Source organism: Rhodoferax sp. PAMC 29310, from assembly GCF_017948265.1.
Lineage (GTDB): Bacteria > Pseudomonadota > Gammaproteobacteria > Burkholderiales > Burkholderiaceae_C > Rhodoferax.
Window position 1 is genome coordinate 2340501 of record NZ_CP072852.1, and the last position, 23025, is coordinate 2363525.

Annotated in this window: 26 protein-coding genes; 18 read left to right on the forward strand and 8 right to left on the reverse strand. The window is 58.9% G+C overall.

Translation table 11 applies throughout. The features are described 5' to 3' along the window. Positions 1 to 11: 11 nt before the first annotated feature. The 3 genes from ctaD to J8G15_RS10725 form a co-directional block, all read right to left on the reverse strand. Positions 12 to 1631: a cytochrome c oxidase subunit I gene (gene ctaD / locus J8G15_RS10715; protein ID WP_210541893.1), complete on the reverse strand. Its 1620-nt coding sequence runs from the start codon at positions 1629 to 1631 to the stop codon at positions 12 to 14. Between the two features lie 39 nt (positions 1632 to 1670). Then, positions 1671 to 2840 carry a cytochrome c oxidase subunit II gene (gene coxB, locus J8G15_RS10720; RefSeq protein WP_210547547.1) on the reverse strand — a complete coding sequence of 390 codons (1170 nt, stop codon included), beginning with the start codon at positions 2838 to 2840 and terminating at the stop codon, positions 1671 to 1673. Between the two features lie 264 nt (positions 2841 to 3104). Next, entirely contained in the window at positions 3105 to 3989 is an 885-nt protein-coding gene (locus tag J8G15_RS10725; RefSeq protein WP_210541895.1) for a class I SAM-dependent methyltransferase, read from the reverse strand. Positions 3990 to 4171: 182 nt separating this feature from the next. Here J8G15_RS10725 and J8G15_RS10730 point away from each other — a divergent pair, with 182 nt between their 5' ends. Both J8G15_RS10730 and J8G15_RS10735 read left to right on the forward strand, forming a co-directional pair. Further along, positions 4172 to 4720 carry a ComF family protein gene (locus J8G15_RS10730; RefSeq protein ID WP_370627412.1) on the forward strand — a complete coding sequence of 183 codons (549 nt, stop codon included), beginning with the start codon at positions 4172 to 4174 and terminating at the stop codon, positions 4718 to 4720. Positions 4721 to 4759: 39 nt separating this feature from the next. Further along, complete coding sequence (locus J8G15_RS10735) at positions 4760 to 5248, forward strand: tRNA (cytidine(34)-2'-O)-methyltransferase (protein ID WP_210541898.1); 489 nt, start codon at positions 4760 to 4762, stop codon at positions 5246 to 5248. A 15-nt stretch (positions 5249 to 5263) separates the two neighbouring features. On the opposite strand, the gene J8G15_RS10740 is transcribed toward J8G15_RS10735, so the two are convergent. After that, positions 5264 to 5719: a MaoC family dehydratase gene (locus tag J8G15_RS10740; RefSeq protein ID WP_210541900.1), complete on the reverse strand. Its 456-nt coding sequence runs from the start codon at positions 5717 to 5719 to the stop codon at positions 5264 to 5266. A 116-nt stretch (positions 5720 to 5835) separates the two neighbouring features. Between J8G15_RS10740 and kefC the strand changes: the two genes are divergently transcribed. The 12 genes from kefC (at position 5836) to J8G15_RS10800 (ending at position 16725) form a co-directional block, all read left to right on the forward strand. Beyond that, positions 5836 to 7653 carry a glutathione-regulated potassium-efflux system protein KefC gene (gene kefC, locus J8G15_RS10745; RefSeq protein WP_210541902.1) on the forward strand — a complete coding sequence of 606 codons (1818 nt, stop codon included), beginning with the start codon at positions 5836 to 5838 and terminating at the stop codon, positions 7651 to 7653. 147 nt (positions 7654 to 7800) lie between these two features. Beyond that, positions 7801 to 9216, forward strand: a complete 1416-nt coding sequence (gene atpD, locus J8G15_RS10750) for a F0F1 ATP synthase subunit beta (protein WP_210541904.1) — start codon at positions 7801 to 7803, stop codon at positions 9214 to 9216. After that, a complete protein-coding gene (locus J8G15_RS10755) occupies positions 9206 to 9595 on the forward strand; it encodes a F0F1 ATP synthase subunit epsilon (RefSeq protein ID WP_210541906.1) in 390 nt (129 codons plus the stop codon). Before atpD ends, J8G15_RS10755 begins: the two co-directional genes overlap by 11 nt. Further along, positions 9588 to 9923, forward strand: a complete 336-nt coding sequence (locus J8G15_RS10760) for an AtpZ/AtpI family protein (protein ID WP_210541908.1) — start codon at positions 9588 to 9590, stop codon at positions 9921 to 9923. Before J8G15_RS10755 ends, J8G15_RS10760 begins: the two co-directional genes overlap by 8 nt. Next, on the forward strand, positions 9916 to 10230 hold the full coding sequence (locus J8G15_RS10765; protein ID WP_240538242.1) for an ATP synthase subunit I: 315 nt from the start codon (positions 9916 to 9918) through the stop codon (positions 10228 to 10230). The genes J8G15_RS10760 and J8G15_RS10765 overlap by 8 nt, the downstream gene beginning before the upstream one ends. After that, positions 10220 to 10924, forward strand: coding sequence for a F0F1 ATP synthase subunit A (locus J8G15_RS10770; protein ID WP_210541911.1), 705 nt, complete (start codon positions 10220 to 10222; stop codon positions 10922 to 10924). The genes J8G15_RS10765 and J8G15_RS10770 overlap by 11 nt, the downstream gene beginning before the upstream one ends. 24 nt (positions 10925 to 10948) lie before the next feature. Then, positions 10949 to 11230, forward strand: a complete 282-nt coding sequence (locus tag J8G15_RS10775; protein ID WP_210541912.1) for a F0F1 ATP synthase subunit C — start codon at positions 10949 to 10951, stop codon at positions 11228 to 11230. Positions 11231 to 11233: 3 nt separating this feature from the next. After that, on the forward strand, positions 11234 to 12070 hold the full coding sequence (locus tag J8G15_RS10780; protein ID WP_210541913.1) for a F0F1 ATP synthase subunit B: 837 nt from the start codon (positions 11234 to 11236) through the stop codon (positions 12068 to 12070). Between the two features lie 2 nt (positions 12071 to 12072). Further along, a complete protein-coding gene (locus tag J8G15_RS10785) occupies positions 12073 to 13665 on the forward strand; it encodes an alternate F1F0 ATPase, F1 subunit alpha (protein WP_210547548.1) in 1593 nt (530 codons plus the stop codon). After that, a complete protein-coding gene (locus J8G15_RS10790) occupies positions 13662 to 14543 on the forward strand; it encodes a F0F1 ATP synthase subunit gamma (protein WP_210541914.1) in 882 nt (293 codons plus the stop codon). Before J8G15_RS10785 ends, J8G15_RS10790 begins: the two co-directional genes overlap by 4 nt. A 614-nt stretch (positions 14544 to 15157) precedes the next feature. Next, entirely contained in the window at positions 15158 to 16084 is a 927-nt protein-coding gene (locus J8G15_RS10795) for a 2-dehydro-3-deoxygalactonokinase (RefSeq protein WP_210541915.1), read from the forward strand. Further along, complete coding sequence (locus tag J8G15_RS10800; protein WP_210541916.1) at positions 16081 to 16725, forward strand: 2-dehydro-3-deoxy-6-phosphogalactonate aldolase; 645 nt, start codon at positions 16081 to 16083, stop codon at positions 16723 to 16725. Before J8G15_RS10795 ends, J8G15_RS10800 begins: the two co-directional genes overlap by 4 nt. 98 nt (positions 16726 to 16823) lie before the next feature. Here the strand turns inward: J8G15_RS10800 and J8G15_RS10805 are convergent, their stop codons facing one another. Next, entirely contained in the window at positions 16824 to 17579 is a 756-nt protein-coding gene (locus J8G15_RS10805) for a sulfite exporter TauE/SafE family protein (RefSeq protein ID WP_210541917.1), read from the reverse strand. Between the two features lie 6 nt (positions 17580 to 17585). Continuing rightward, positions 17586 to 18122 carry a GNAT family N-acetyltransferase gene (locus J8G15_RS10810; RefSeq protein ID WP_210541919.1) on the reverse strand — a complete coding sequence of 179 codons (537 nt, stop codon included), beginning with the start codon at positions 18120 to 18122 and terminating at the stop codon, positions 17586 to 17588. 112 nt (positions 18123 to 18234) lie between these two features. Here J8G15_RS10810 and J8G15_RS10815 point away from each other — a divergent pair, with 112 nt between their 5' ends. Continuing rightward, positions 18235 to 18873, forward strand: a complete 639-nt coding sequence (locus J8G15_RS10815; protein ID WP_210541921.1) for a trimeric intracellular cation channel family protein — start codon at positions 18235 to 18237, stop codon at positions 18871 to 18873. A 22-nt stretch (positions 18874 to 18895) separates the two neighbouring features. Here the strand turns inward: J8G15_RS10815 and pcaF are convergent, their stop codons facing one another. After that, positions 18896 to 20098 (reverse strand): 3-oxoadipyl-CoA thiolase, encoded by a 1203-nt coding sequence (gene pcaF / locus J8G15_RS10820; protein ID WP_210541923.1) that lies wholly within the window; start codon positions 20096 to 20098, stop codon positions 18896 to 18898. A 93-nt stretch (positions 20099 to 20191) separates the two neighbouring features. On the opposite strand from pcaF, the gene J8G15_RS10825 reads away from it, so the two are divergent. Further along, positions 20192 to 20626, forward strand: a complete 435-nt coding sequence (locus J8G15_RS10825; RefSeq protein ID WP_210541926.1) for a DUF1841 family protein — start codon at positions 20192 to 20194, stop codon at positions 20624 to 20626. Between the two features lie 127 nt (positions 20627 to 20753). Here the strand turns inward: J8G15_RS10825 and J8G15_RS10830 are convergent, their stop codons facing one another. Beyond that, positions 20754 to 21419, reverse strand: coding sequence for a cytochrome c (locus J8G15_RS10830; protein ID WP_210541928.1), 666 nt, complete (start codon positions 21417 to 21419; stop codon positions 20754 to 20756). Between the two features lie 101 nt (positions 21420 to 21520). On the opposite strand from J8G15_RS10830, the gene J8G15_RS10835 reads away from it, so the two are divergent. Together J8G15_RS10835 and J8G15_RS10840 are read left to right on the forward strand one after the other, a co-directional pair. Continuing rightward, positions 21521 to 22375, forward strand: coding sequence for a MoxR family ATPase (locus J8G15_RS10835; protein WP_210541929.1), 855 nt, complete (start codon positions 21521 to 21523; stop codon positions 22373 to 22375). A gap of 19 nt (positions 22376 to 22394) precedes the next feature. After that, positions 22395 to 22991, forward strand: a complete 597-nt coding sequence (locus J8G15_RS10840; RefSeq protein WP_210541931.1) for a GNAT family N-acetyltransferase — start codon at positions 22395 to 22397, stop codon at positions 22989 to 22991. Positions 22992 to 23025: the final 34 nt, after the last annotated feature.

Below are 23025 nucleotides of genomic sequence, written 5' to 3' on the forward strand. Positions count from 1 at the left end.
CTTGTAAGAGATCAACCGATCACCTTGGTTGCAGTCACATCCAATTTTGGCGGTGTCTCAAAAGTGTGAAACGGTGCTGGCGAAGGAACTTCCCACTCCAGGCCTTCAGCTCCCTCCCAAGGCTTCTGTGGAGCTTTCTCACCTTTGCCGCGCATGCAGGGCAGCACCACAAACAGGAAGAAGTACACTTGGGCAAATCCGAATAGGAAGCCACCAATGGACGCCAGCATATTGAAGTCGGCAAATTGCATGGGGTAGTCGGCATAACGACGGGGCATGCCTGCGAGACCCAGGAAGTGCATCGGAAAGAACGTGACGTTGAATGAAATCAGCGACCACCAGAAGTGAATACGACCGCGTTTCTCGCTGTACATCACACCCGTCCACTTGGGCAACCAGTAGTAGCAGCCCGCAAACATGGCGAACAGGGAGCCGGCCACTAGCACATAGTGGAAGTGAGCGACCACGTAGTAGGTGTCTTGCAACTGAATGTCAATCGGCGCCATGGCCAGAATCAGACCTGTGAACCCACCCATGGTGAACACAAAGATGAAGCCCACTGAGAACAGCATCGGGGTTTCAAACGTCATCGAACCCTGCCACATCGTGGCAATCCAGTTAAAAATCTTCACAGCCGTTGGCACCGCAATCAGCATGGTCGCGTACATGAAGAACAGCTGTCCGGTCACCGGCATGCCAGTGGTGAACATGTGATGCGCCCACACGATGAAGGACAAGATGGCGATGCTGGAGGTCGCGTACACCATCGAGGCATAGCCAAACAGCTTCTTGCGGGCAAAGGCTGGCACGATCTGGCTGACGATTCCGAAGGCCGGCAAAATCATGATGTAGACCTCGGGGTGACCGAAGAACCAGAAGATGTGCTGATACATCACCGGGTCACCACCACCAGCGGGGTTAAAGAAGCTGGTGCCGAAGTGACGGTCTGTCAGTGTCATGGTGATCGCGCCCGCCAAAACAGGCATCACAGCAATCAGCAAGTAAGCGGTAATCAACCAAGTCCAACAGAACATAGGCATTTTCATCAGCGGCATGCCTGGGGCGCGCATGTTCAAAATGGTCACGATGATGTTGATCGAACCCATGATGGAACTGGCACCCAGAATGTGCAAGGCAAATATGCCAGCATCCATTGAAGGCCCCATTTGCAAGGTCAACGGTGCGTAGAGGGTCCAGCCCGCAGCCGGCGCGCCACCCGGCATGAAGAATGAGCTGACCAGCATCAAGGCCGCAGGAATCATCAGCCAGAAGCTGAAGTTATTCATGCGGGCAAAGGCCATGTCTGCTGCACCAATTTGCAACGGAATCATCCAGTTGGCGAAGCCCACGAAGGCTGGCATGATGGCGCCAAACACCATGATCAGGCCGTGCATGGTGGTGAGCTGATTGAACAGCTCAGGATTCACGAACTGCAGACCAGGTTGAAACAATTCCGCTCGAATCATCAGCGCCAGTACACCGCCGATCATCAACATGGTGAACGCGAACAACAGGTACAAGGTACCAATGTCTTTGTGATTGGTAGCAAACACCCAGCGACGCCAGCCCACTGGGGCATGGTGGTCATCATGGCCGTCAACGTGGTCATGGTGGTCTAGAACAGCACTCATTCTGATTTCCTTCTCAATACTTTTTCGTGGTGCAGCGGCTTATTTGCGGGCGGCAGTGATGTCAGCAGGCTGAACCAATTGACCGGTTTGATTGGACCAGTTGTTCTTGGTGTAGGTGATCACAGCGGCGATTTCAGTGTCACTCAACTGCTTCCACGCAGGCATCGTGCCGTTGTTCTGACCATTCAGCAAGACCGCAATCTGCAAGCTCTTGTCTTCATTCAGCACGACTGCGGAACCATCAAGTGGCTTGATGGGACCAGCGCCCTTGCCGTTGGCTTGGTGGCAGGCAGCACAGTTGGCGGCATACACTTTGGCGCCACGCTGGCTGATGTCTTCCATGGTCCAGACCTTGGTTGGATCGTCGGCCTTGGCAGCCATTTTCTTGACTTCGCCGTCGACCCACACTGCGTAGTCTTCAGCCGAAAGCACCTTGACATGGATAGGCATGTAGGCGTGCTCTTTGCCACACAACTCGGCGCACTGACCATAAAAATCGCCTGTCTTTTCAGCGCGAAACCAGGTATCACGCACAAAACCGGGGATCGCATCTTGCTTGACGCCAAAGGCGGGCACCATCCAGGCGTGAATCACATCTGTGGCCGTGGTGATGATTCGCACTTTCTTATTGACCGGGACGACCAGAGGGTTGTCCACCTTCAGCAGGTAGTCATTGACCACTTCGCCGGCCTTGGGGCCACCGTTATTGGACATTTCACGTTGAGCCGTATCCAAAGAAGAGACGAAAGCAATGCCCTCGCCTTCGCCTTTGATGTAGTCATAGCCCCACTTCCACTGCATGCCGGTCGCCTTGATGGTCAAGTCAGCATTGGTGGTGTCTTTCATGGCCACAACGACCTTGGTGGCAGGCAAGGCCATCAAAATCACGATCACAAAAGGAACGATAGTCCAAATGATTTCGACGGTCACAGACTCATGGAAGTTGGCCGCCTTGTATCCCTTGGATTTGCGGTGCTTCCAGATGGAATAAAACATGACTGCAAAAACGGCGACAAAAATCACGGTACAGAGGATCAGCATAAACCAATGCAGCCAAGCTTGCTCAGCAGCAATACTTGTCACGGCGGGTCCCAGGTTCAGTTGATTGACCGCTGGACCGCCGGGCAGGTCATTGACGGCATGTGCAGAGCCGACCATGGCACCTGCAGCCAGAAGCGCACCACCCAGTTTATTGAAAATGCTTTTGATCATGTTCACTTCTTCATTGCCTCAAATTAACCGCATCTAGCGAGTCAGGGTTCATCACCCCTCAAACGTATACGCACTGAACATCGTGACTTGACTCAAACAACACAGCACTTTGCACCCTTAACCGGCAACGCACCATGCTGAATACCCGTATTTGGCTCCCCTGACCTGAACGCAGGCACAAAAAAACCATCGGCCAAGCCATGTTTATCCCGCAGATTGTAGCCCACACCTACAGGGAAAATCGCTTATCAAGCCCAGTACTCAAGCCGGGCGTGGGTAGCTCTTGCGTTGATGCAAGGTTTCTCGCATCTGGGCCAGTGAGACTTCGGTCTGCGCCTGCATGGGGAGACGGGGTGTTGGCTTGAAGGCGTGGCCGTAAATCACCTCAAAGGTCAATTGCAGTGGCGAGTCCATTGCCTTCAACAATTGGGCATGCCAAGCGCGCCCGCGCAATCCCGAAAATCGGTCCGCATTGAGGTTTCGCCCCAACCCTCTCAACTCCTGCAACAAGCGCTCAGGCGAGTCAAAACTTAGCGTGATGCGCTCCATGTCCATGACCGGTTCGGCAAACCCGGCAGCGACCAACATATCGCCCCAGTCATGCATATCGGTGAAGTCATGCGTGGGCGCTGGCCACCCCATGGCCAAGTACAACGCCCGCAATTCCCGCAGCGTGTCCGGACCCAGGCAGGAAAACATCACAAAACCATCCACGGCCACCGCCCGGTGCCACTGGGCCATCAAGGACAGGGGATCGGCCGACATGTGCAGTGACATATTGGCCCACAACATTTGAACGGCACCGTCAGCAGGCGGGGAAAATTCCATCGCGGCGCCGGTCCACCTCGCGGGTGCCCACCAAGGCTTCTCCAGCATTTTTCTGGCTGATTTCGCTTGTATTTCGTCGGCCTCCACCACATGACAGGCGGCGGCGGGGTAGCGACGGGTGAGCAACTCGTGTGCTTGCAGACCGCCTTTCAGAGGCGACCAGTGAGCCCAGGCGCTTGGCTGGAGTTTGATCCACGCCAGGCGCTCCTCCATGCGGCGCGCGACCTCTTCGTGCAACCAGGGGGATTGGGTGACGGGCAAGGACTGCCAACGCTGGGCGGCCTCTGGGGAAATGGAAGGGGGACGCTGATGGGACATGTTCTGAAAGTGCTTTGGACGAGTATATTGACCGGATGCGATTCGCGTTGTTCAAACGGGTTTTAGATGCGCTTCCCAGTCAGTGCCTTGTTTGCCGCGCCTGGCCGAACCAGACCATCTGCGAAGCGTGCATGAGTCGGTTTGTCCAGCCCCTGCACCGGTGCCAAAGTTGCGCCCTGCCCTTGCCCGCCGACGTCCCACACTGTGGCGCCTGCCTCCAGCACCCACCTCCGCTGGATCGCTGCCTCACCGCAGTGTCTTATGGGTACCCGTGGTCTCAAATCATTGTTCGATACAAATTTCAGGCCCAACCCGGCCTGGCTCGCACACTGGCACTAATGCTGCGCAGCACGCCTTGGGTGGAACCCGCGCTGGACGCGGCTGACACCGTACTGCCCATGCCATTGTCCAAAGAACGTCTGCGTACAAGGGGCTTTAACCAAGCCCATGTGCTTGCACAGGCCTTATCCAAACCGAAGGCTGACGCAGCCCTGCTGCTGCGAATCAAGGACACCCCGCCCCAGAGCAGCCTGACGCGCGCCGAGCGCCTCAGCAGCGTGAAAGATGCCTTCGCCGTCGAGCCCTTGCGTACTTCAGAGGTCAAAGGGGCGCGAGTGGTGCTGGTGGACGACGTGATGACCAGCGGCGCCTCGCTCTTTGCGGCCGCGCTTGCCCTTCGCACCGCAGGCGCGGCCCATATCACTGCCATTGTGGTGGCGCGCACAGCGTGAGGCCTTTTCGGCCGCGCGCGGGCCGACGACAATCGGCCCATGTTTCATATTGTCCTTGTCGAACCCGAAATTCCGCCCAATACCGGCAACGTCATACGATTGGCCGCCAACACGGGCTGTACCCTGCATCTGGTTGAGCCACTTGGCTTCTCCATGGATGACAAGCACATGCGCCGCGCCGGGCTGGATTACCACGAATATGCGCAACTCAAGCGCCACGCCAACTGGCAAGCCTTTCTGGACGCCGAGCAACCCGCCCCCGGCCGCATGTTTGCTTTGACCACACGGGCGACCTGCCGAGCGCATGAGCAAAAATTTCAACCCGGTGACTGGCTGGTCTTTGGGTCGGAAACCAAAGGACTGTCCGACATCGTGCGCCAGTCTTTTCCCCCGGAACAAGGACTGAAGTTGCCCATGCTGGCGGGCCAGCGCAGCTTGAACCTGTCGAATGCCGTTGCGGTGACCGTATTTGAAGCCTGGCGGCAAAACGACTTTGCCATGCCAGACATCAACCCAGCCTCGACCTGATCGGCCCGATTGAGGTCAGGGATAGTGGCGGGCCAAGGATTCCGCCACGCAAACTGGCTTGGCGGCGCCTTCACGCTCGACCGCCACCGACCAAGTCATTTGTACGCCTCCTTGGTCCACGGGCTCGCTGTTCAGCAGTGTCATGCGCGCCCGCAAGCGGCTGCCCACAGGCACAGGCGCCGTGAAACGCACCTTGTTCAGCCCATAGTTCACACCCATGCGAACTTGAACGATGTGCATGGAGGTCTCAAAGAACCGCGGCAACATCGACAAGGTCAGGAACCCATGGGCAATGGGCGCACCAAACGGACCGGCACGGGCCTTCTCTGGATCCACGTGAATCCACTGGTGGTCTCCCGTGGCCTGCGCAAACAAATTGACTTGTTCTTGGGTGATCGTGATCCAGTCGCTGACCGCTACCTCTTGCCCGACCAGAGCCGACAAATCGGCCAGTGTTTCAAATGTTTTCATCGGCTCACTCTAACAACGTCCTCCATTGAGGCCTGTCAGTTCTGCGACTAGCCCGCCCTTGCCCAGCTCACCAAGATAGACTGCTCCCCCCAACCGCTCAACCCTTCACCCCCGACATGGAACACACCTCAACCTGGCTGATCAACAGCTTTATTTACCTCAGCGCCGCCGTCATTGCCGTTCCATTGAGCAAAGCCCTGGGCCTGGGCACCATCATTGGCTACTTAGCGGCCGGCATCGCCATCGGCCCTTGGGGACTGGGGTTCGTCACCAATGTGCAGGACATCCTGCACTTTGCGGAGTTCGGCGTGGTGCTGATGCTGTTTCTGGTCGGCTTGGAGCTGGAGCCGAAACGCCTTTGGAGCCTGCGTCGACCGATTTTTGGCTGGGGTGGCCTACAGGTTCTCGGCTGCGCCGTACTGATTGGCGGGGTGGCCATGGCTTGCGGCGTGAATTGGCGCATTGCCACTGTGGCCGGGCTCGGCCTGGCCCTGTCCAGCACGGCGATTGCCTTGCAGACACTCAACGAGCGTCATTTGATGCCCACGAAAAGCGGACAAGCTGCGCTGTCTATTCTGCTGTTTCAGGACGTGGCGGCCATCCCCATCCTGGCCTTATTGCCCTTGCTGGGCGTCATTTCGATGACAAATGAGGCCGTATCCCCGGTCAATCATGCAGTTGAAGCTATTAAAGTGATAGCAGTAATCGCTGGCATCATCTTGGGAGGACGCTTGCTGATGCGCCCCCTATTTCGCTGGATTGCCCGATCAAACACACCAGAAATCTTCACCGCAGCGTCACTTCTATTGGTCATTGGCACCGCCGCCCTGATGCAGTGGGTCGGTTTGAGCATGGCACTGGGCGCCTTTTTGGCGGGCGTCTTGCTGGCTGAAAGTGAATACCGCCGCGCGCTGGAGACCGACTTGGAACCCTTCAAAGGACTGCTACTGGGCCTGTTCTTTATTGCGGTGGGTATGAGTATTGACTTTGGGGTATTGCGCGAGTCACCGGGGTGGATGGCCCTGATCGTGCTGGGTTTTCTGACTGTGAAAGGGCTGATGATCTTTGCCGTGGCCCGCGCCATGAAACTGCCGTTTCAGGAGCGCCCGGTGTTCACCCTCTTGCTGACGCAAGGCGGCGAATTTGCGTTTGTGGTGTTTCAGGCCGCCGTGGGCGCCCACGTGCTGCCGGCGCAAACCGCCTCCCTGCTGCTGGGTGCCGTGGCCGTATCCATGCTGGTGAGTCCCTTGCTGCTGGTTGCGGTGGACCGGTTCTTGTTGCCCCGCTATGCGCGTCTGAGAAAAACCAAATTGCCCGAGATTTCCGAGCCCCAGGATGCTCCCATCTTGATTGCCGGGTTTGGTCGCTACGGTCAAATCGTGGCGCGCATGATGCTGGCACAAGGGGTGCCCTGCACCTTGCTCGACCATGACGCCGACATGATCGAGGCCGCGCACAGTTTCGGTTACCGGGTTTTTTACGGGGACGCCACTCGCGTGGACCTGCTGCGCACGGCTGGCGCGGGCACTGCCCGCATTCTGGTCGTGGCAGTAGATGATGTGGCCCAGTCGCTCAAAATTGTGGCTATCGCGCGCGAGCACTTCCCCCAGCTTCAAATTGTCGCCCGCGCGCGGGACATGACGCACTGGAACCAACTCCGCGACCTGCAGGTCACACGCGTTGAGCGCGAGGTGTTTGAGTCCAGTCTGCGCAGCGGTCGCTGTGTGCTGGAGTTGATGGGCCACAGTGAAACCTCGGCACAAGAGATCACAGCCCGGTTTCGCGAGCACAACCTGGCTTTGATTGAGCAGATGTACCCCTTCCACCAGGACCGCGCCAAGTTGATCGCCGTCGCCAAGCAAGGGCGCCAAACACTGGAAGCGCAAATGGCGCAGGAGCGTGCCCTGCGCGCAGGCAGCGTCAAACCTGAATAGGGCTGCAGTGCCTGTCAAGCAATTGACCTAAATCAATAGTTCGATCCACCGATGGGCGCCTTGGCCCATGACGAGCGCACAATGGCCGTGAACATCATTCGGCGACCATCGGACGCCCCAACTGATGCTCAGGGGAATGAAAAAAATATGAACGCCACACCAAATCTGACCAATTCAGGAAAGGTTGTGTCGGTGCGCGGCAGCGTTGTGGATGTGCGGTTTGAGAAGCTGCTGCCCCCCATTCACTCGATTCTCAAGGCGGATGAAGGACGCGTGGTCATAGAGGTGTTTGCGCAGCGCGATGCGCATCATGTGCGTGCAATTGCACTGACGCCAACCCAAGGCCTCGCACGCGGCATGACGGTGACGGACACCGGTGGGCCGCTGAAGGCGCCAGTGGGCAAGGGCATTCTTTCCCGCATGTTCGACGTGTTTGGCAATGCGATCGACCGGCAACCGGCGCCGTCAGATGTGCAATGGCGTTCCGTGCACCGAGCACCGCCAGCGCTGGCCAGGCGCTCAACCCAATCTGAAATCTTCGAGACCGGCATCAAGGTCATCGATGTGCTGCTACCGCTGGAGCGCGGCGGCAAGGCCGGCCTGTTCGGCGGCGCCGGGGTTGGAAAAACGGTGTTGCTGACCGAAATGATTCACAACATGGTTGGGCACCAGGAGGGTGTCAGCATTTTTTGCGGCATTGGCGAACGTTGCCGCGAAGGCGAAGAGCTTCACCGGGAAATGGAAGCCGCCGGCGTGCTGCCCAATATGGTGATGATCTTTGGCCAGATGAATGAGCCGCCCGGCAGCCGTTTTCGGGTCGGTCATGCGGCACTGACCATGGCCGAGTACTTTCGCGACGACGAGCACCGTGATGTGCTGCTTCTGATCGACAACATCTTCCGGTTTATCCAGGCTGGCGCGGAAGTATCTGGCCTGATGGGGCAGATGCCCTCGCGGTTGGGCTACCAACCGACGATGGGGACCGAGTTGTCGGCACTGGAAGAGCGCATTGCCAACACTGAGACCGGCGCCATCACGTCCATTCAAGCGGTGTATGTCCCGGCGGACGATTTCACTGATCCGGCGGCGGTGCACACCTTCTCGCATCTCTCGGCATCCATCGTCCTTTCGCGCAAGCGTGCCAGCGAAGGTCTTTACCCCGCCATTGACCCACTCCAATCAAGTTCCAAGATGGCGACCCCTGGCATTGTTGGCGAGCGGCATTACGCCCTGGCTCAGGAAATCCGACGTACCCTGGCCCAATATGCCCAGCTCAAAGACATCATTGCCATGCTTGGCCTGGAGCAGTTGTCGCAAGAAGATCGCAATGTCGTCGGCCGGGCACGTCGGCTGGAGCGGTTTTTAACCCAGCCATTTTTCACGACCGAGCAATTCACCAGCATGCAGGGCAAGCTGGTCAGCTTGGAAGATGCGCTTGACGGCTGCGCGCGAATCCTGAGCGATGAATTCAAAGATGTCCCGGAGAGTGCGCTTTACATGATCGGGAAGATTGACGAAGCCCTGACCAAGCAAGCAGAGACGGCCGACACTCATGCACCTTAAGATTCTTCTGCCCTCCAAGGTGTTTGCCGAAAAATCAGGCGTGTCGCGCATCGTCTCGGAAACCCATGCTGGCTCGTTTGGCTTGCTGCCACACCGACGCGATTGCGTGGCGGCGCTGGCACCCGGCATCTTGGTCTATGAGACCGAAGTTGACGGCGAGGTTTTTGTGGCCGTCGATGCCGGCGTGCTGGTCAAAACCGGGCCAAACGTGCTGATTTCTGTGCGGCGGGCCATGAGCGGCGCGAACCTCGGGCAATTGCGCCATGCGGTGGAAAAAGAGTTTTTGGCGCTGGACGAGCACGAACAAAACGTGCGCTCTGTCATGGCCAAACTGGAAACTGGTTTTTTGCGTCGCTTCGCGACTTTTCAACATGATTGAAGAAACCAAGATCGTCTCTAAAGTGGAACCGAGCCTGGCCGAGCAGATCGGGGCCAAAGCGGCGCGCAAGCTCAAGGCACAGCGCAACGCCACGCCGGGCGTCTGGTTTGGCCTGGGGTTGATGGGGGTCGTTGGCTGGTCGGTGGTGGTGCCTACCCTGCTGGGCGCTGCGCTCGGCCTCTGGCTGGACCGCAGCTATCCCGGTGGACGCACCTGGACGCTGGCACTGTTGATGGCCGGGCTGACATTGGGCTGTCTGAATGCGTGGCACTGGGTGAGCAAGGAAGACGAAGCCATGCGGGAAGAACAGGAAAATGATGATGAATGAAACACTGGCCCTGGTACTGGCATGGATCGCGGGTGGGTCGCTCGGCGCGTTTTTTTTCGGCGGCCTGTGGTGGACGGTTAGAAAGGGGCTTGCTTCAACCAAGCCCGCACTGTGGATGTTTGGCAGTCTGCTGCTGAGGATGGGCGTGACGATGACCGGTTTTTATTTTGTATCAGGCGGCGACTGGCAGCGGTTGCTCAGCTGCCTGGTCGGTTTTATCATGGCGCGCCAGCTCGTGACACGGCTGACGCGCTTGCCTGACGAGGCCCCGACGCACCAACAACAGGAGGCCAGTCATGCGCCTTAGCCCTGATGCGATCATCTTTTGGCAATACGGTTTTTTCAAGCTCAACGCCACCATTGCGACCACGTGGGCCCTGATGCTGGTGATGGCTGTTGGCTCCAAACTCATCACTCGCCATCTTTCTACTGGCCACAGCCGATCGCGCTGGCAGAACCTGCTTGAGATCATCGTGACCGGTATCGAAAACCAAATTAAAGATGTCGGGCTGCGTCATCCACGCAAATACATCGGATTTCTGGGCACGCTGTTTCTGTTTGTCGCCATGGCCAGCCTGTGCACTGTCATACCCGGCTATGAGCCGCCGACTGGTTCGCTGTCAACCACAGCCGCACTTGCCTTGTGCGTGATGGTGGCCGTGCCGCTGTTCGGCATTGCGGACCAAGGCCTGGGTGGATACCTCAAGACCTACCTGGAGCCGACCGTGATCATGCTGCCGTTCAACCTCATAAGTGAGATCTCCCGCACGCTGGCGCTGGCCGTCCGCCTGTTTGGCAACATGATGAGCGGCGCCATGATCATTGGCATTCTTGTGAGCATCACCCCCTTCATCTTTCCGATCGTCATGACTGTGCTGGGCTTGCTCACGGGCATGGTGCAGGCCTATATTTTCAGCATTCTGGCGGCGGTTTACATCGCCGCCGCCACCCATGTGCGCAAGCCCGAGCCCAACGCTGAGCTGGCGCCAGAAATTGAATAACAACTTATGTACCAAGGATTTGCTATGGACAGCATGACAATCATCGCGGTGGCCTCCATCGTCATCGCCGGCATCACGACGGGCTTCGGCACCATGGGGCCTGCATTTGCAGAAGGGCGGGCCGTCGCCACCGCACTCACGGCACTGGCGCAGCAGCCCGACGCCTCAGCCACCATCACCCGAACCCTGTTTGTGGGACTGGCGATGATCGAATCCACCGCAATCTATTGCTTCGTGGTGTCGATGATTCTGATTTTTGCCAACCCATTCTGGAATTACGCCATCGCCATGGCCGCCGGAAAATAAGTCATGCTGTTCGACTGGTTCACCGTCGGCGCGCAGGCGCTCAACTTCCTCGTCTTGGTGTGGTTGATGAAGCGATTTCTTTACAAGCCGATCCTCGACGCCATCGACGCAAGGGAGAAGCGAATCGCCTCAGCTCTTGCCGATGCGGCCTTGAAAAAAACCGCCGCGCAAAAAGAGCGCGATGAGTTTCTTCAAAAGAATGAGGATTTTGATCGACAGCGCAACGACATGCTGGAACAGGCAAAAGACGAGGCTAAGGCCGAACGCCAACGTTTGCTCGACGAAGCCCGGCAAGTGGCCGACAATTTGCGCACCAAGAAACAAGAGGCGTTGGCCCGCGAGTTGCAAACCCAGCATCAGGACATCGCCCGTCGAAGCCGTGAGGAAGTGTTTGCCGTTGCACAAAAGGCACTGACCGCTCTGGCGGGGCTGAGCCTTGAAGAACGCATCGGCGCGGTGTTCGCGCGGCGTTTGCGAGAACTTGACGACGAGGCCAAGGCGGGCCTCGCCAAAGCATTGAAGACATCGTCCAACTCGGTTCTCGTGCGCAGCGCCTTGGAACTACCCTCAACGCAACGAGACGACATACAGCAGACGCTCAATGAGTCGCTCGCGTCTGACATCAAGATTCAGTTTGATACCGCGCCGGACTTGATCAGCGGCATCGAGCTGTCAGCAAACGGGTGGAAGGTCGCCTGGAATATCGCGGATTTTCTTGCCTCGCTTGAAAAGGATGTCGACGAGCTTCTGAAAGCGAATAAAGGGGCGGAACCCCTGGCAAAGAAAGCGTCTGGATTAACGAAGCCTGAAGAACCCAAGTCCGAGACCGCAAACCCATGAACATGGAACCTGCTGAGGGCCTGGAGAAGATTGTTGACAGTGCGTTCGCGGGTATGCGCGACGCGCGGGAGGCCTTCGAGCCGAACCTAGCGCCACGGGAAGTGGGCACGATCACCAGCGTGTCAACCGCCATCGCCATGGTGTCGGGACTGCCTGGGGTGGGCTATGACGAGTTGGTGAAATTTCCCGGCAATGTGTTCGGCATCGCCTTCAATGTGGATGAGAGCGAGATCGGGGTGGTTCTGCTTGGCGACTATTCTCGCCTGCAGGCCGGTGACCAGGTCGAGCGCACCGGCCGGGTGATGGACATCATCGTTGGGGAAGGTTTGCTGGGCCGGGTGATTGATCCGCTGGGTCGCCCGCTCGACAACCAGGGGCCGGTGGTGGCCAGCAAACGGTTGCCAATCGAACGTCCGGCAGCGCCCATCATGGACCGCGCACCTGTGACGGTACCTCTGCAGACCGGACTGAAGGTGGTCGATGCCTTGATTCCGATCGGACGCGGCCAACGCGAGCTACTGCTGGGCGACCGGCAGACCGGCAAAACGGCCATTGCGATTGATACCATTCTCAACCAGCGTGACAAAGATGTGGTGTGCGTCTACTGCGCGATTGGCCAGCGCTCTTCCGCGGTGGCGAAGGCAGTCGCGGTATTGAAGGACCACGGCGCGATGGCCTATACCGTCGTGGTGGTCACCGAGGGGAATGATCCTCCGGGCCTGGAATACATTGCGCCCTACGCTGCGACCAGCATTGCCGAGCACTTCATGGAAATGGGGCGCGACGTTCTCATCGTGTATGACGACCTCACGCAGCACGCCCGCTCTTACCGCGAGTTGTCACTTCTACTGCGTCGGCCACCCGGTCGTGAAGCCTTCCCTGGCGACATTTTCTACATCCACTCGCGTTTACTGGAGCGCGCCACCCGCCTGCGTGAGGAGCGTGGCGGCGGCTCACTCACGGCCCTGCCCATCATCGAGACTGAGGCACAGAACATTTCTGCCTACATTCCCACCAACCTGATCTCCATTACCGACGGACAGATCTACCTCTCGCCCTCGCTGTTCGAATTGGGCGTTCTGCCTGCCGTCGATGTCGGTAAGTCCGTCTCGCGCGTTGGCGGCAAGGCGCAACGCGCCACCTACCGCGCGGTCGCTGGCGACCTCAAGCTCGCCTATGCACAGTTCGAGGAACTGGAAACGTTTGCCCGCTTTGGGGCCAAGTTGGATGAAAGCACCACCAAGATCATCGAGCACGGGCGACGCATTCGGGCCTGCCTCAAGCAGCCGCAATCTTCACCGGTGTCTGTCGCTGCACAAATTGCGGTGCTGATGGCATTAACCGAAAAGCTCTTCGACAGCGTGCCGCTTGACCGGATGCCAGAGGCCGAACGGGCGGTGCGTGAAGCGTCCGCCACGCTGCCCGACGACCTTCAAGCACGTTTCGACACCGCCACCAAGTTGAGCGATGCGGATCGGGCGACGATTGTCGAGATCGCCCGTACAGCGCTTGCCGGCTTTCAAACCAAGGTGGAGCGAAAGGCAGAAACACACGACAGCACCCAACCGAAGTCGGCCAGCACGGAATCGTCATGAGCGATACCACCGCCAGTCTGAGCCGCAAGATTGGCACGGCCGGCGACCTTCAATCCGTGGTTCACACGATGAAGGCCGTGGCCGCATCCAGCCTCGGTCAATACGAGAGCGCAGTGCGCGCCCTGAACGACTACTACCGGACGGTACAACTCGGGCTGGTCGCGTGCTTGCGCGAGATCGAGTCTCCTCTTGCGCCGGCTCAAATACAGAACAAAGAAACGGGTCCTATCATCGCCGTGGTGTTAGGTTCCGACCAGGGACTGGTTGGCCAGTTCAACGACGTGATGTCCGATTTCGTGGTCAAAACCCTGGCCGGTTTGCCGGCTCAAAAAACGGTCTGGACCGTTGGCGGGCGCATCCGATCAAGGTTGACGGAAACGGATTTGGAACTGGGAAAAAGCTTCCTTCTGCCGGGCTCCATTGGCGCGATTACACAGTTGGTCGGGCTGATCCTCATCGAGTTCGAAGCGCTGCGTGAAAAAGGTGAGGTTGCGCAGCTCTACGTTTTTCACAACAGTCCTCACGCCGGGGAAATTTATAGCCCCGCCTGCCAGCGCTTGCTGCCGCTCGACGAGGTCTGGCGGCGTGAGTTGACTGCGATGGCCTGGCCTACCAAGATTTTGCCTGAGGTCATGAATGGTGGGGCGGCGACCTTGCTGGCCTTCGTGCGGGAATACCTATTTGTCTCGCTTTTCAGGGCTTGTGCTGAATCCCTGGCTAGCGAAAACGCCAGCCGACTGGCCGCCATGCAGCGCGCGGAAAAAAACATTGACGAACTGCTGGAAGACCTGAACCGCTCGTTTCACCGTTTGCGCCAAAGCGGCATTGACGAAGAATTGTTTGACCTCGTCGCAGGATTTGAAGCGTTAAAGCACTGAGCGGTCGTCAGGTGCAACGCTTGATTCGCAGACTGCTTTTCAAGTCGCGCAAGAGCGGTTTCCGGTTGCTGCACTGTCCAAGCCGTCTGATGTGAATCCGCCCGGATTTAATTTTCACACCAATGGGTTCCAATAAATACCGGGGAGTAACCTTGATCAACATCAAGGGCAAATTTTCAGAAATTGCGACAGGTGGTTAGGGACCGGCTCGATTCATCAAGGCAGGGGGTCCTTCCATGCCATGTAGTGCAATTTGCGGATCGCCCTGTCGTAGCGACTCACACTTTTTGGCGATCCGCCAGGGTGCATTTGAAACCTTCGACCGAGTGGGTATACACGCCCAGCAATTTCTTTTTTTGAGCATGTTCCGTGGCCTTGAAGCCCGCTCAATGTCCGAAGCTGCGCCTCATTGGACAGCAGCACCCCCGCCGGATAAAAGTACGCAACGACGCCTGACCCAGCTCCTCCATAGCCTGTCCATACAGGTTTCGACCGGTGTAGGTGAAGACAGACAAGGGAACAAACGGATTCATGGCCTAGCTTTGAAGGATCCATCCGATTACCGCGATGATTAAATCCTCAGTTATCGTTATCTTCTTTTTTGACGGAGCACCATGCGAACCACAGAGACCTGTCACACCGTCGCCTTCGACTGGGGCACCACCCATCGCCGGGCCTATGCACTCGATGCGAGCGGGCACTGCATCAATGAGCATGCCGATGCCGACGGCGCGCTGGCCTGCAAGGGCCGGTTTCCAGAAGCGTTGGCAAGCGCCATGCAGGCTATGAACGCCACGCCCAAACTGGTGCTGATGTCCGGCATGGTGGGCAGCGCGCTGGGGTGGAAAGAGGTGCCCTATGTGAGCGACGACGTGCCCTTGACTGATTTGGCCCAACACCTCACCGAGGTGGCCTCGCCTGCCGGCGGGCCCAGGCCGCTGATTGTTCCCGGCTACTGCGTGCGGGATGCGTTTGGTCAGCCCGATGTCATGCGCGGCGAAGAAACCCAGTTGCTGGGCGCCGTCACCCTGGGCCATGCCACGGGCTGGTTCGTGCTGCCCGGCACCCACAGCAAGTGGGTTCAACTGCAAGAAGGACGAGTGCGCCAGCTACGCACCTACATGACCGGTGAGCTGTTCAACCTGCTCGGCCAGCATGGCACGCTGGCCGCCGCCATTGGCGCCCACACGCAGGACTGGGACAGCGCGATATTTGCAGAAGGCGTCAAAGCCGCTGCCAACGGCTCCCTGAGCCGCGCCTTGTTTGGCACCCGCGCTCGCGTGGTGACAGGCGACATGCCCGCCAGCCACACCAAAGCGTATTTGAGTGGCCTGCTCATTGGCACGGAACTACATGATGTGCATCGCAGCGCCGACGGCACTGGCGACACAGGCCGCTTCAAACTCATCGGCTCACCCGAGCTGGCCACCCACTACGAAGCCGCCGCCGCATTGCTTGGCCTGAACGTTGAGGTGCTGGACGCCCGCGCGGCCTTCCTCTCCGCCATGGCTTACCTTCAATCTGAACTGGAATCCGCATGAACACCCCCTTCCCCCTCTTGACACAAGCCCGCCGCATGCCTTTGGTGGCGATTCTTCGTGGGCTGGTTCCCGCTGAGGCGGCCGCCATCGGAAGCGCGCTCTATGAAGGCGGCTTTCGCGCCCTGGAAGTGCCGCTGAATCGCCCCGGTGCCATTGAATGCATTGACGTCCTGACCCGCGCCCTGCCCGCTGACGCATTGATTGGCGGCGGCACCATGCTGAGCAAGGCAGACGTAGACGCGGTTCACGGCGCCGGTGGCCGGCTGATGGTGTCCCCCAACTGCGATGTGCGCGTCATTGCCCACGCCGCGTCATTGGGCATGTTGTGCGCCCCCGGCGTAGTGACGCCCACGGAAGCCTTTGCCGCCCTGCAGGCGGGCGCCCACGCGCTGAAACTCTTCCCGGCCGACATGGTCGGCCACAGCGGGCTGAAAGCCTTGCTGTCTGTGGTGCCCGCAGACACTGACTTCTGGCCTGTGGGCGGCGTGACCCCCGAGAGCATGGGGCCTTGGGTCAAAGCCGGGGCAGCCGGTTTTGGCATTGGCGGGCAGCTGTTTTCGCCCGGGACCACGGCCGCAGAAGTGGGCGTCAAAGCCCGCGCCTACCTCCAGGCTTGGGAGGCCTCCCAACGGCCTGCGTGACCCGCCGATCTTTGAGGCCAATCATCACTAACAATATTAATGTTTTAGGGCTCTAGCGTTTGATGCACCTGCGGGAACAGCTACTAAATAGATAGCAACTATTTCACAGCATCCCAAATCAGCTTGATCCCGGTGAGCGCCATGCCGGTGTACAGGAAGCGATAAAACAGCACCCGACTGATGCGGCGGGCTAGGCCCACACCGATCCAGACGCCAATGGGCGCAATCGGCAGCAGCACCAGCGAGGTCGCCATATTGCGCGTGTCCAGCAAGCCCAGCCAGGCGTAGGGAATCCATTTCGACAGATTAATCACAAAAAAGAAAAACGCCATGGTCGCCGTGTACTTGACCGGCGACAGGCGCATCGGAATCACATAGGCGCTGATGGGTGGCCCACCTGCGTGCGCAATGAAGCTGGTGAAGCCCGAGGTGGCCGTCAATATCGCGCCCAGCCATTTGGGCGGGTGCGGGCTATCCAGCGTGGGCGGAAATAATAGTCGCTGCGCCAAAAACAGCAAGGTGAAGACGCCCACCATACCGGCCACTGTGTGTGAATCCAGCACCTTGAACAGCAAGGCGCCAATCGCAATGCCCACCAAGCCCCAGGGCAGCAAGAAGCGCAGCAGCTTCATGTCAAAGTCTTTGCGAAACGCCGCCATGCCCAGAATGTCCATCACCAGCAGCACCGGCATCAGAATGGCAGCCGCGTCCGGCACAGTGACCGCCAGCGCCATCATCGGAACCGCCAGTGAGCCAAAACCAGCCCCGAAGCCGCTCTTGCTGACGCCCAGGAGCAGCACCGCAGGAATCGTCACGGCATAGAAATAGGGGTCGGTGATCAGAGGAAAAGTCATGGGCGTTCAGCCTCTCAGAGCGCTGGGGCGCAAATCCAAGTGCATCAGCACTTTGGCGTAATCAACCCCGTCCACTTTGATAGCGCAGGGGTGAATCCCGAACACGGTGAAGCCATGGCGCTTGTACAAGACTTGCGCCGTCTCATTGCCCTGTGTCACAGTCAAATCGAGTTGCTCCAAGTCGGGCAGTTGGCGGGCCTGGTTCAGCAAGGCCATGAACAGGGCCGCGCCCAGGCCCAGGTTGCCGTGCTCAGGCGCCACATACAGGCCCATGATGGTGGCGTTGTGACGCTCTTTGGCACGGTAGCGCCCCTGCAAGCCGACCATTCCCACCATCTCGCCGTTCACAAACGCTCCCAGAAAGAAGTCATGGGGCTGATTTGGGTGCGGCGTCAATCGCTGCACCGACCAAGCCAGCGGCTGGGCCCTGGCCTCGTCGGCTTCGGAGGTGAAGGCCTGCGGGTGGTCGGCAAGGCAGCGGAGCCGCAAGTCGCGGTAAGCGCTGGCGTGCGCGGGGGTCAATTGGCAAATCAAAGGCGTCATCATCGGTTCAGGGGCTCAACTCAGCGGGATTACGGGGTCGTTCGGCGCGGGCAAGCACCGCTGCAAACAAAGGGCCCAAGTATCACCCCAAGGTCAGAGGCAAAATCTAACCATGAACAACATTCAATTCTGGGGCGACACCGTCAAACTGCTGGTGGAGCTGTCGGCCACCATTGCCTTTGCGTTGTCGGGCGTGCTGGCGGCGGCCCGCAAAAAAATGGATGCGGTAGGTGTCTGTGCGGTGGGTTTTGTGGCGGCGTTTGGGGGTGGTACGCTGCGCGATTTGCTGCTGGACCAGCGCCCCTTCTTCTGGGTGAAACAAGTGAACCTGCTGTGGGTGGTGCTTGCGCTCTGTGTTTTGACCATGGTGTTTTTGCAGCACCGGCACTTTGAGCTGACCGAGAAAACCATGCAGTGGCCCGACGCCTTGGGCCTGGGCCTGTTCACGGCCACCGGCGTCCACCAAGCGTTACTTAGCCAGATGCCAGCCGTCGTGGCCGTGCTCATGGGACTGATCACCGGGGTGTTTGGCGGCGTGCTTCGCGACGTGGTGTGCAATGACATTCCCAGTGCCTTCAGCGACCACCGGCCCTACACCGTGTGTGCGTTTGCAGGCGGCTGGATATACGTGGGCCTCTGGCAAACCCAGGCCCCCGGTTGGGTCGCGCTGCTGGCCTGCGTGCTGATCACCGCGGGCTTGCGAGGCCTGGCTTTGTGGCGCAACTGGACGCTGCCGACCTGGGAGCCTTGAGCGTGATCGACGCGGGTTAGCCCTACACCCGCTCCAGCACCAGCGCAATGCCCTGCCCGACGCCAATACACATGGTGCACAAGGCGAAGCGCCCCCCGGTGGCGTGCAAGCGGTTCACTGCCGTGGTCGCCAGACGGGCCCCCGAGGCCCCCAATGGGTGCCCCAGCGCAATTGCACCGCCCCACGCATTGACACGGGCGTCGTCGTCCGCCAAGCCCAACATGCGCAACACGGCCAACCCCTGTGCGGCAAAGGCTTCATTCAGCTCAATCACATCCATCTGCTCCAGCTTGAGCCCCGTCAGCGCCAGCACTTTTTGCGTGGCTGGGGCCGGGCCAATGCCCATCAGGCGCGGAGCCACACCCGCCACGGCCATACCCACCACTCGGGCACGGGGCGTGAGCCAGTTTTTCTTGGCCGTCGCCTCGTTCGCCAGCAACAGCGCGCAAGCGCCGTCGTTCACGCCGCTGGCATTGCCCGCCGTCACGGTGCCGTCGGGGCGAACAATGCCTTTCAGCTTGGCCAGCGAATGAAACGAGGTCTCACGGGGGTGTTCGTCGTCTGTCACCAGCAAAGGCTCGCCTTTTTTCTGCACAATCGTCACGGGAATGATCTCGCGTGCCAGATGGCCGGCTTTCTGGGCCGCTACCGCGTTGAGTTGACTGGCCAGCGCCATGCGATCTTGTGCCTCACGTTCAATGTTGAACTCAGTCGCCACGTTTTCGGCGGTTTCCGGCATGCTGTCCACGCCGTATTGCGCTTTCATCAGCGGGTTGATGAACCGCCAACCAATGGTGGTGTCGTACACGGCGTTTTGGCGGCCAAAGGCGGCCTCCATCTTGGGCATGACAAAGGGCGCACGGCTCATGCTCTCCACGCCGCCGGCAATCACCAAGCCGGCTTCGCCGGCCATGATGGCCCGCGCTGCCGTGCCCACGGCGTCCAACCCCGAGCCGCACAAGCGGTTCAGCGTGGCGCCCGGCACCTCAATCGGCAACCCCGCCAGCAAGCTGCTCATGCGGGCCACATTGCGGTTGTCCTCCCCAGCCTGGTTGGCGCAGCCAAAGAGCACATCGCTCACCGACGCCCAGTCCACCCCCGGATTGCGCTCCATCAGCGCCTGAATCGGCAGTGCCCCCAAGTTGTCAGCGCGCACACTGCTCAAAGCGCCGCCGTAGCGACCAAAAGGGGTGCGGATGGCATCGCAAATAAACGCGTGAGACATGTTGGCGAACTCCTGGACAAAGAAACGCATTTTGACGGGATTGCGGCCCGGCCGCTGCAACATGGCGGACAGCACACGACAATACAACCCACTATGTTTTCACCCACCCAAGCCGACGTTCGCCAGTTTTTTTGCTCTGTTTACGCCAAAGCGCAAGCCGGACAACCCATGGAAGCCATTGAAACGCTGGCCAGCCTCTGGATTGACGAGCACCCCGAGTACCACGCCGAACTGGCGGATGTGGACGCCGCCTTGACCAGCATGAAGGTGGCGGAGGAAGGCAAAAGCAACCCGTTTTTGCACCTGTCGATGCACTTGTCCATCAGCGAGCAATGCAGCATTGATCAGCCCCGTGGCATTCGCCAGGCAGTGGAGCTGCTGAGTCACCGGCGCAATTCCCTACACCTGGCGCACCACGACGCCATGGACTGCCTCGGAAAAATGATCTGGGAAAGCCAGCGCGCCGGCCGCCCCCCCGACGGCAATGCCTACATCGACTGCGTGCAGCAACACGCCACCCGGGACTGATTACTCTGTCACGCCCTACGGGCCCACTCAACCTGCTTCAGATTCGATAGCACCTCACGCATGTCGCACAAGGACAGGGCGTAAAAAAGCCGCTCAATGAGCGGCTTTTTCTTGACTTGCGCGAGGTTCAGCGGAACTTGCTTTGCGGCACGGTTTTCAATTCGCCGGGTTGGGCGCTGATATAGCCGGCCAAGTCTTTCAACTCCGAGTTGGAGTACTGCTTGGCAATGCCACCCATCACACCATTCGAGCGACCCCACAAAGCGTGGCCCTCGGCTTTATAGGATTTGAGCGCCACAAACAGGTAGTCGGAGTGCTGACCCGCAATTTTGGGGTAGCTGGGGTCAATGGGCTTGCTGAAGTTGTCGCCGTGGCAGGACACGCAAGCGCCTTTTTGCAGCAAGGCCGCCACACGAGCGTTGCCTTCAGGGGCTTTCTCAGGCAGGGTTGCACCTTCAACTTTCCCGTGAGCCTCATAGTAGGCACCCATGTCGGCCATGTCCTGATCGCTCAGGCTCTCCGCGATACCGCGCATGGTAGGGTGCTTGCGGTCGCCTTTTTTGTAAGCCGTGAGTGCTGACACAATGTACTTGGCGCCTTGTCCAGAAATCATGGGCACCTTGTGGATCTCAGGAAAACTGGCCTGATACCCTTTGATGCCATGACAACCAATGCACATAGCGATTTTTTTCTCGCCAGCTTGGATGTCACCCTTGACCTCTTGGGCATTGGCAGAAAATACCGTCCCATAGGCGACAAGCAGAAGAGACAGTGAGGACAGGAGTTTTTTCATTTTGAACAGACAATCAGCCATTGTTTGAGATGTATCAGATTTCGATTATATCGACGCCCGACTCTGACTCACCTGCTGTTTCCCCTTAGCGAGCCCGAACCATGAAATTCACAGGAACTGAAAACTACGTTGCCACCCAGGACTTGATGCTGTCCGTGAACGCGGCCATCACCCTGAAGCGCCCTTTGCTGGTCAAAGGCGAACCCGGTACTGGCAAAACCATGCTGGCTGAAGAAGTCGCCTCCGCGCTGGGTTTGCCCCTGCTGCAATGGCACATCAAGTCCACCACCAAGGCCCAGCAAGGCCTTTACGAATATGACGCGGTGAGCCGCCTGCGTGACTCGCAGCTCTCCGATGTCACCGGCGGCGAGCGGGTGAAGGACATCAACAACTACATCATCAAGGGCGTGTTGTGGCAGGCCTTCACGGCCGATGAGCCAGTGGCGCTGTTGATTGATGAAATCGACAAGGCCGACATTGAATTCCCGAACGACCTGCTGCGCGAGATCGACCGCATGGAGTTTTACTGTTACGAGACCCGCCAGCTGATCAAGGCCAAACACCGCCCCTTGGTTTTTATTACCTCCAACAACGAAAAAGAGCTGCCTGACGCTTTTCTGCGCCGCTGCTTCTTTCACTACATCAAGTTCCCGGATGCCGACACAATGCGCAGCATCGTCGGTGTGCACTTTCCCGGGCTGAAGAAAGAGTTGCTGAGCGCGGCCATGAAGACGTTCTTCGATGTGCGCAACTTGCCCGGCCTGAAAAAGAAGCCGTCCACCAGTGAATTGCTGGACTGGCTCAAGCTGCTGGTGGCCGAAGACATGCCGCTCGAAGCCCTGCAGAGCAAAGACGACAAGGTGGCAGTGCCGCCGCTGGTGGGCGCCCTCCTGAAAAACGAGCAGGACGTGACCCTGTTCGAAAAACTGGTGTTCATGCAACGCCACAACCGCTGAACCGCGACAGGAGCCCGCCATGTCTTTTGTGCAACCCGTCACGCTCTCCGCGCGCGGTATCACGCTGGTGCCGCTCGCGTCCGAGCACGAAGAGGGCCTGCATTCGGCAGCGGCTGATGGCGAGTTGTGGAAACTGCGTATCACCTGGGTGCCTGAGCCGGACCAAACCGCCCAGTACATCCAGGACGCACTGGCCATGCGAGAAGCCGGAAACCGTTTTGCTTTTGCGGTGACGGACGATTCCACGGGCACTGTGCTGGGTTGCACCAGCTTTCACGACATCGTGCCCGCCGTGAAACGACTGGAAATTGGCTGGACTTGGTATGCCAAGCGCTGCCAGCGCACCCATGTCAACACCACCGACAAGTTGCTCATGATGACGCACGCGTTTGAGACGCTGAACTGCAACGTGGTGGGCTGGCGCACTGACAACTTCAACTTCGCCTCCCAAGCCGCGATAGAACGACTGGGCGCTCGCAAGGACGGCGTGATTCGCGGCCATGCCATGCGACGCGACGGCACCATTCGCGACACCGTCATGTACAGCTTGCGCAGTGGCGAGTGGGCCGAGGTGAAAGCGCAGCTGCTGTACCAGTTGGACAAACCCCGAACCTGATGGCGGAACCATTTCCGCTGGCGATGACTCAGAG

Excerpts from the sequence above, each read along its gene's own strand:
- ctaD (WP_210541893.1), bottom strand. The coding sequence starts at position 1,631 with ATGAGTGCTGTTCTAGACCACCATGACCACGTTGACGGCCATGATGAC.
- J8G15_RS10725 (WP_210541895.1), bottom strand. The coding sequence starts at position 3,989 with ATGTCCCATCAGCGTCCCCCTTCCATTTCCCCAGAGGCCGCCCAGCGT.
- J8G15_RS10735 (WP_210541898.1), top strand. The coding sequence starts at position 4,760 with ATGTTTCATATTGTCCTTGTCGAACCCGAAATTCCGCCCAATACCGGC.
- J8G15_RS10740 (WP_210541900.1), bottom strand. The coding sequence starts at position 5,719 with ATGAAAACATTTGAAACACTGGCCGATTTGTCGGCTCTGGTCGGGCAA.
- kefC (WP_210541902.1), top strand. The coding sequence starts at position 5,836 with ATGGAACACACCTCAACCTGGCTGATCAACAGCTTTATTTACCTCAGC.
- atpD (WP_210541904.1), top strand. The coding sequence starts at position 7,801 with ATGAACGCCACACCAAATCTGACCAATTCAGGAAAGGTTGTGTCGGTG.
- J8G15_RS10755 (WP_210541906.1), top strand. The coding sequence starts at position 9,206 with ATGCACCTTAAGATTCTTCTGCCCTCCAAGGTGTTTGCCGAAAAATCA.
- J8G15_RS10760 (WP_210541908.1), top strand. The coding sequence starts at position 9,588 with ATGATTGAAGAAACCAAGATCGTCTCTAAAGTGGAACCGAGCCTGGCC.
- J8G15_RS10765 (WP_240538242.1), top strand. The coding sequence starts at position 9,916 with ATGAATGAAACACTGGCCCTGGTACTGGCATGGATCGCGGGTGGGTCG.
- J8G15_RS10770 (WP_210541911.1), top strand. The coding sequence starts at position 10,220 with ATGCGCCTTAGCCCTGATGCGATCATCTTTTGGCAATACGGTTTTTTC.
- J8G15_RS10775 (WP_210541912.1), top strand. The coding sequence starts at position 10,949 with ATGGACAGCATGACAATCATCGCGGTGGCCTCCATCGTCATCGCCGGC.
- J8G15_RS10780 (WP_210541913.1), top strand. The coding sequence starts at position 11,234 with ATGCTGTTCGACTGGTTCACCGTCGGCGCGCAGGCGCTCAACTTCCTC.
- J8G15_RS10785 (WP_210547548.1), top strand. The coding sequence starts at position 12,073 with ATGGAACCTGCTGAGGGCCTGGAGAAGATTGTTGACAGTGCGTTCGCG.
- J8G15_RS10790 (WP_210541914.1), top strand. The coding sequence starts at position 13,662 with ATGAGCGATACCACCGCCAGTCTGAGCCGCAAGATTGGCACGGCCGGC.
- J8G15_RS10795 (WP_210541915.1), top strand. The coding sequence starts at position 15,158 with ATGCGAACCACAGAGACCTGTCACACCGTCGCCTTCGACTGGGGCACC.
- J8G15_RS10800 (WP_210541916.1), top strand. The coding sequence starts at position 16,081 with ATGAACACCCCCTTCCCCCTCTTGACACAAGCCCGCCGCATGCCTTTG.
- J8G15_RS10805 (WP_210541917.1), bottom strand. The coding sequence starts at position 17,579 with ATGACTTTTCCTCTGATCACCGACCCCTATTTCTATGCCGTGACGATT.
- J8G15_RS10810 (WP_210541919.1), bottom strand. The coding sequence starts at position 18,122 with ATGACGCCTTTGATTTGCCAATTGACCCCCGCGCACGCCAGCGCTTAC.
- J8G15_RS10815 (WP_210541921.1), top strand. The coding sequence starts at position 18,235 with ATGAACAACATTCAATTCTGGGGCGACACCGTCAAACTGCTGGTGGAG.
- pcaF (WP_210541923.1), bottom strand. The coding sequence starts at position 20,098 with ATGTCTCACGCGTTTATTTGCGATGCCATCCGCACCCCTTTTGGTCGC.
- J8G15_RS10825 (WP_210541926.1), top strand. The coding sequence starts at position 20,192 with ATGTTTTCACCCACCCAAGCCGACGTTCGCCAGTTTTTTTGCTCTGTT.
- J8G15_RS10830 (WP_210541928.1), bottom strand. The coding sequence starts at position 21,419 with ATGAAAAAACTCCTGTCCTCACTGTCTCTTCTGCTTGTCGCCTATGGG.
- J8G15_RS10835 (WP_210541929.1), top strand. The coding sequence starts at position 21,521 with ATGAAATTCACAGGAACTGAAAACTACGTTGCCACCCAGGACTTGATG.
- J8G15_RS10840 (WP_210541931.1), top strand. The coding sequence starts at position 22,395 with ATGTCTTTTGTGCAACCCGTCACGCTCTCCGCGCGCGGTATCACGCTG.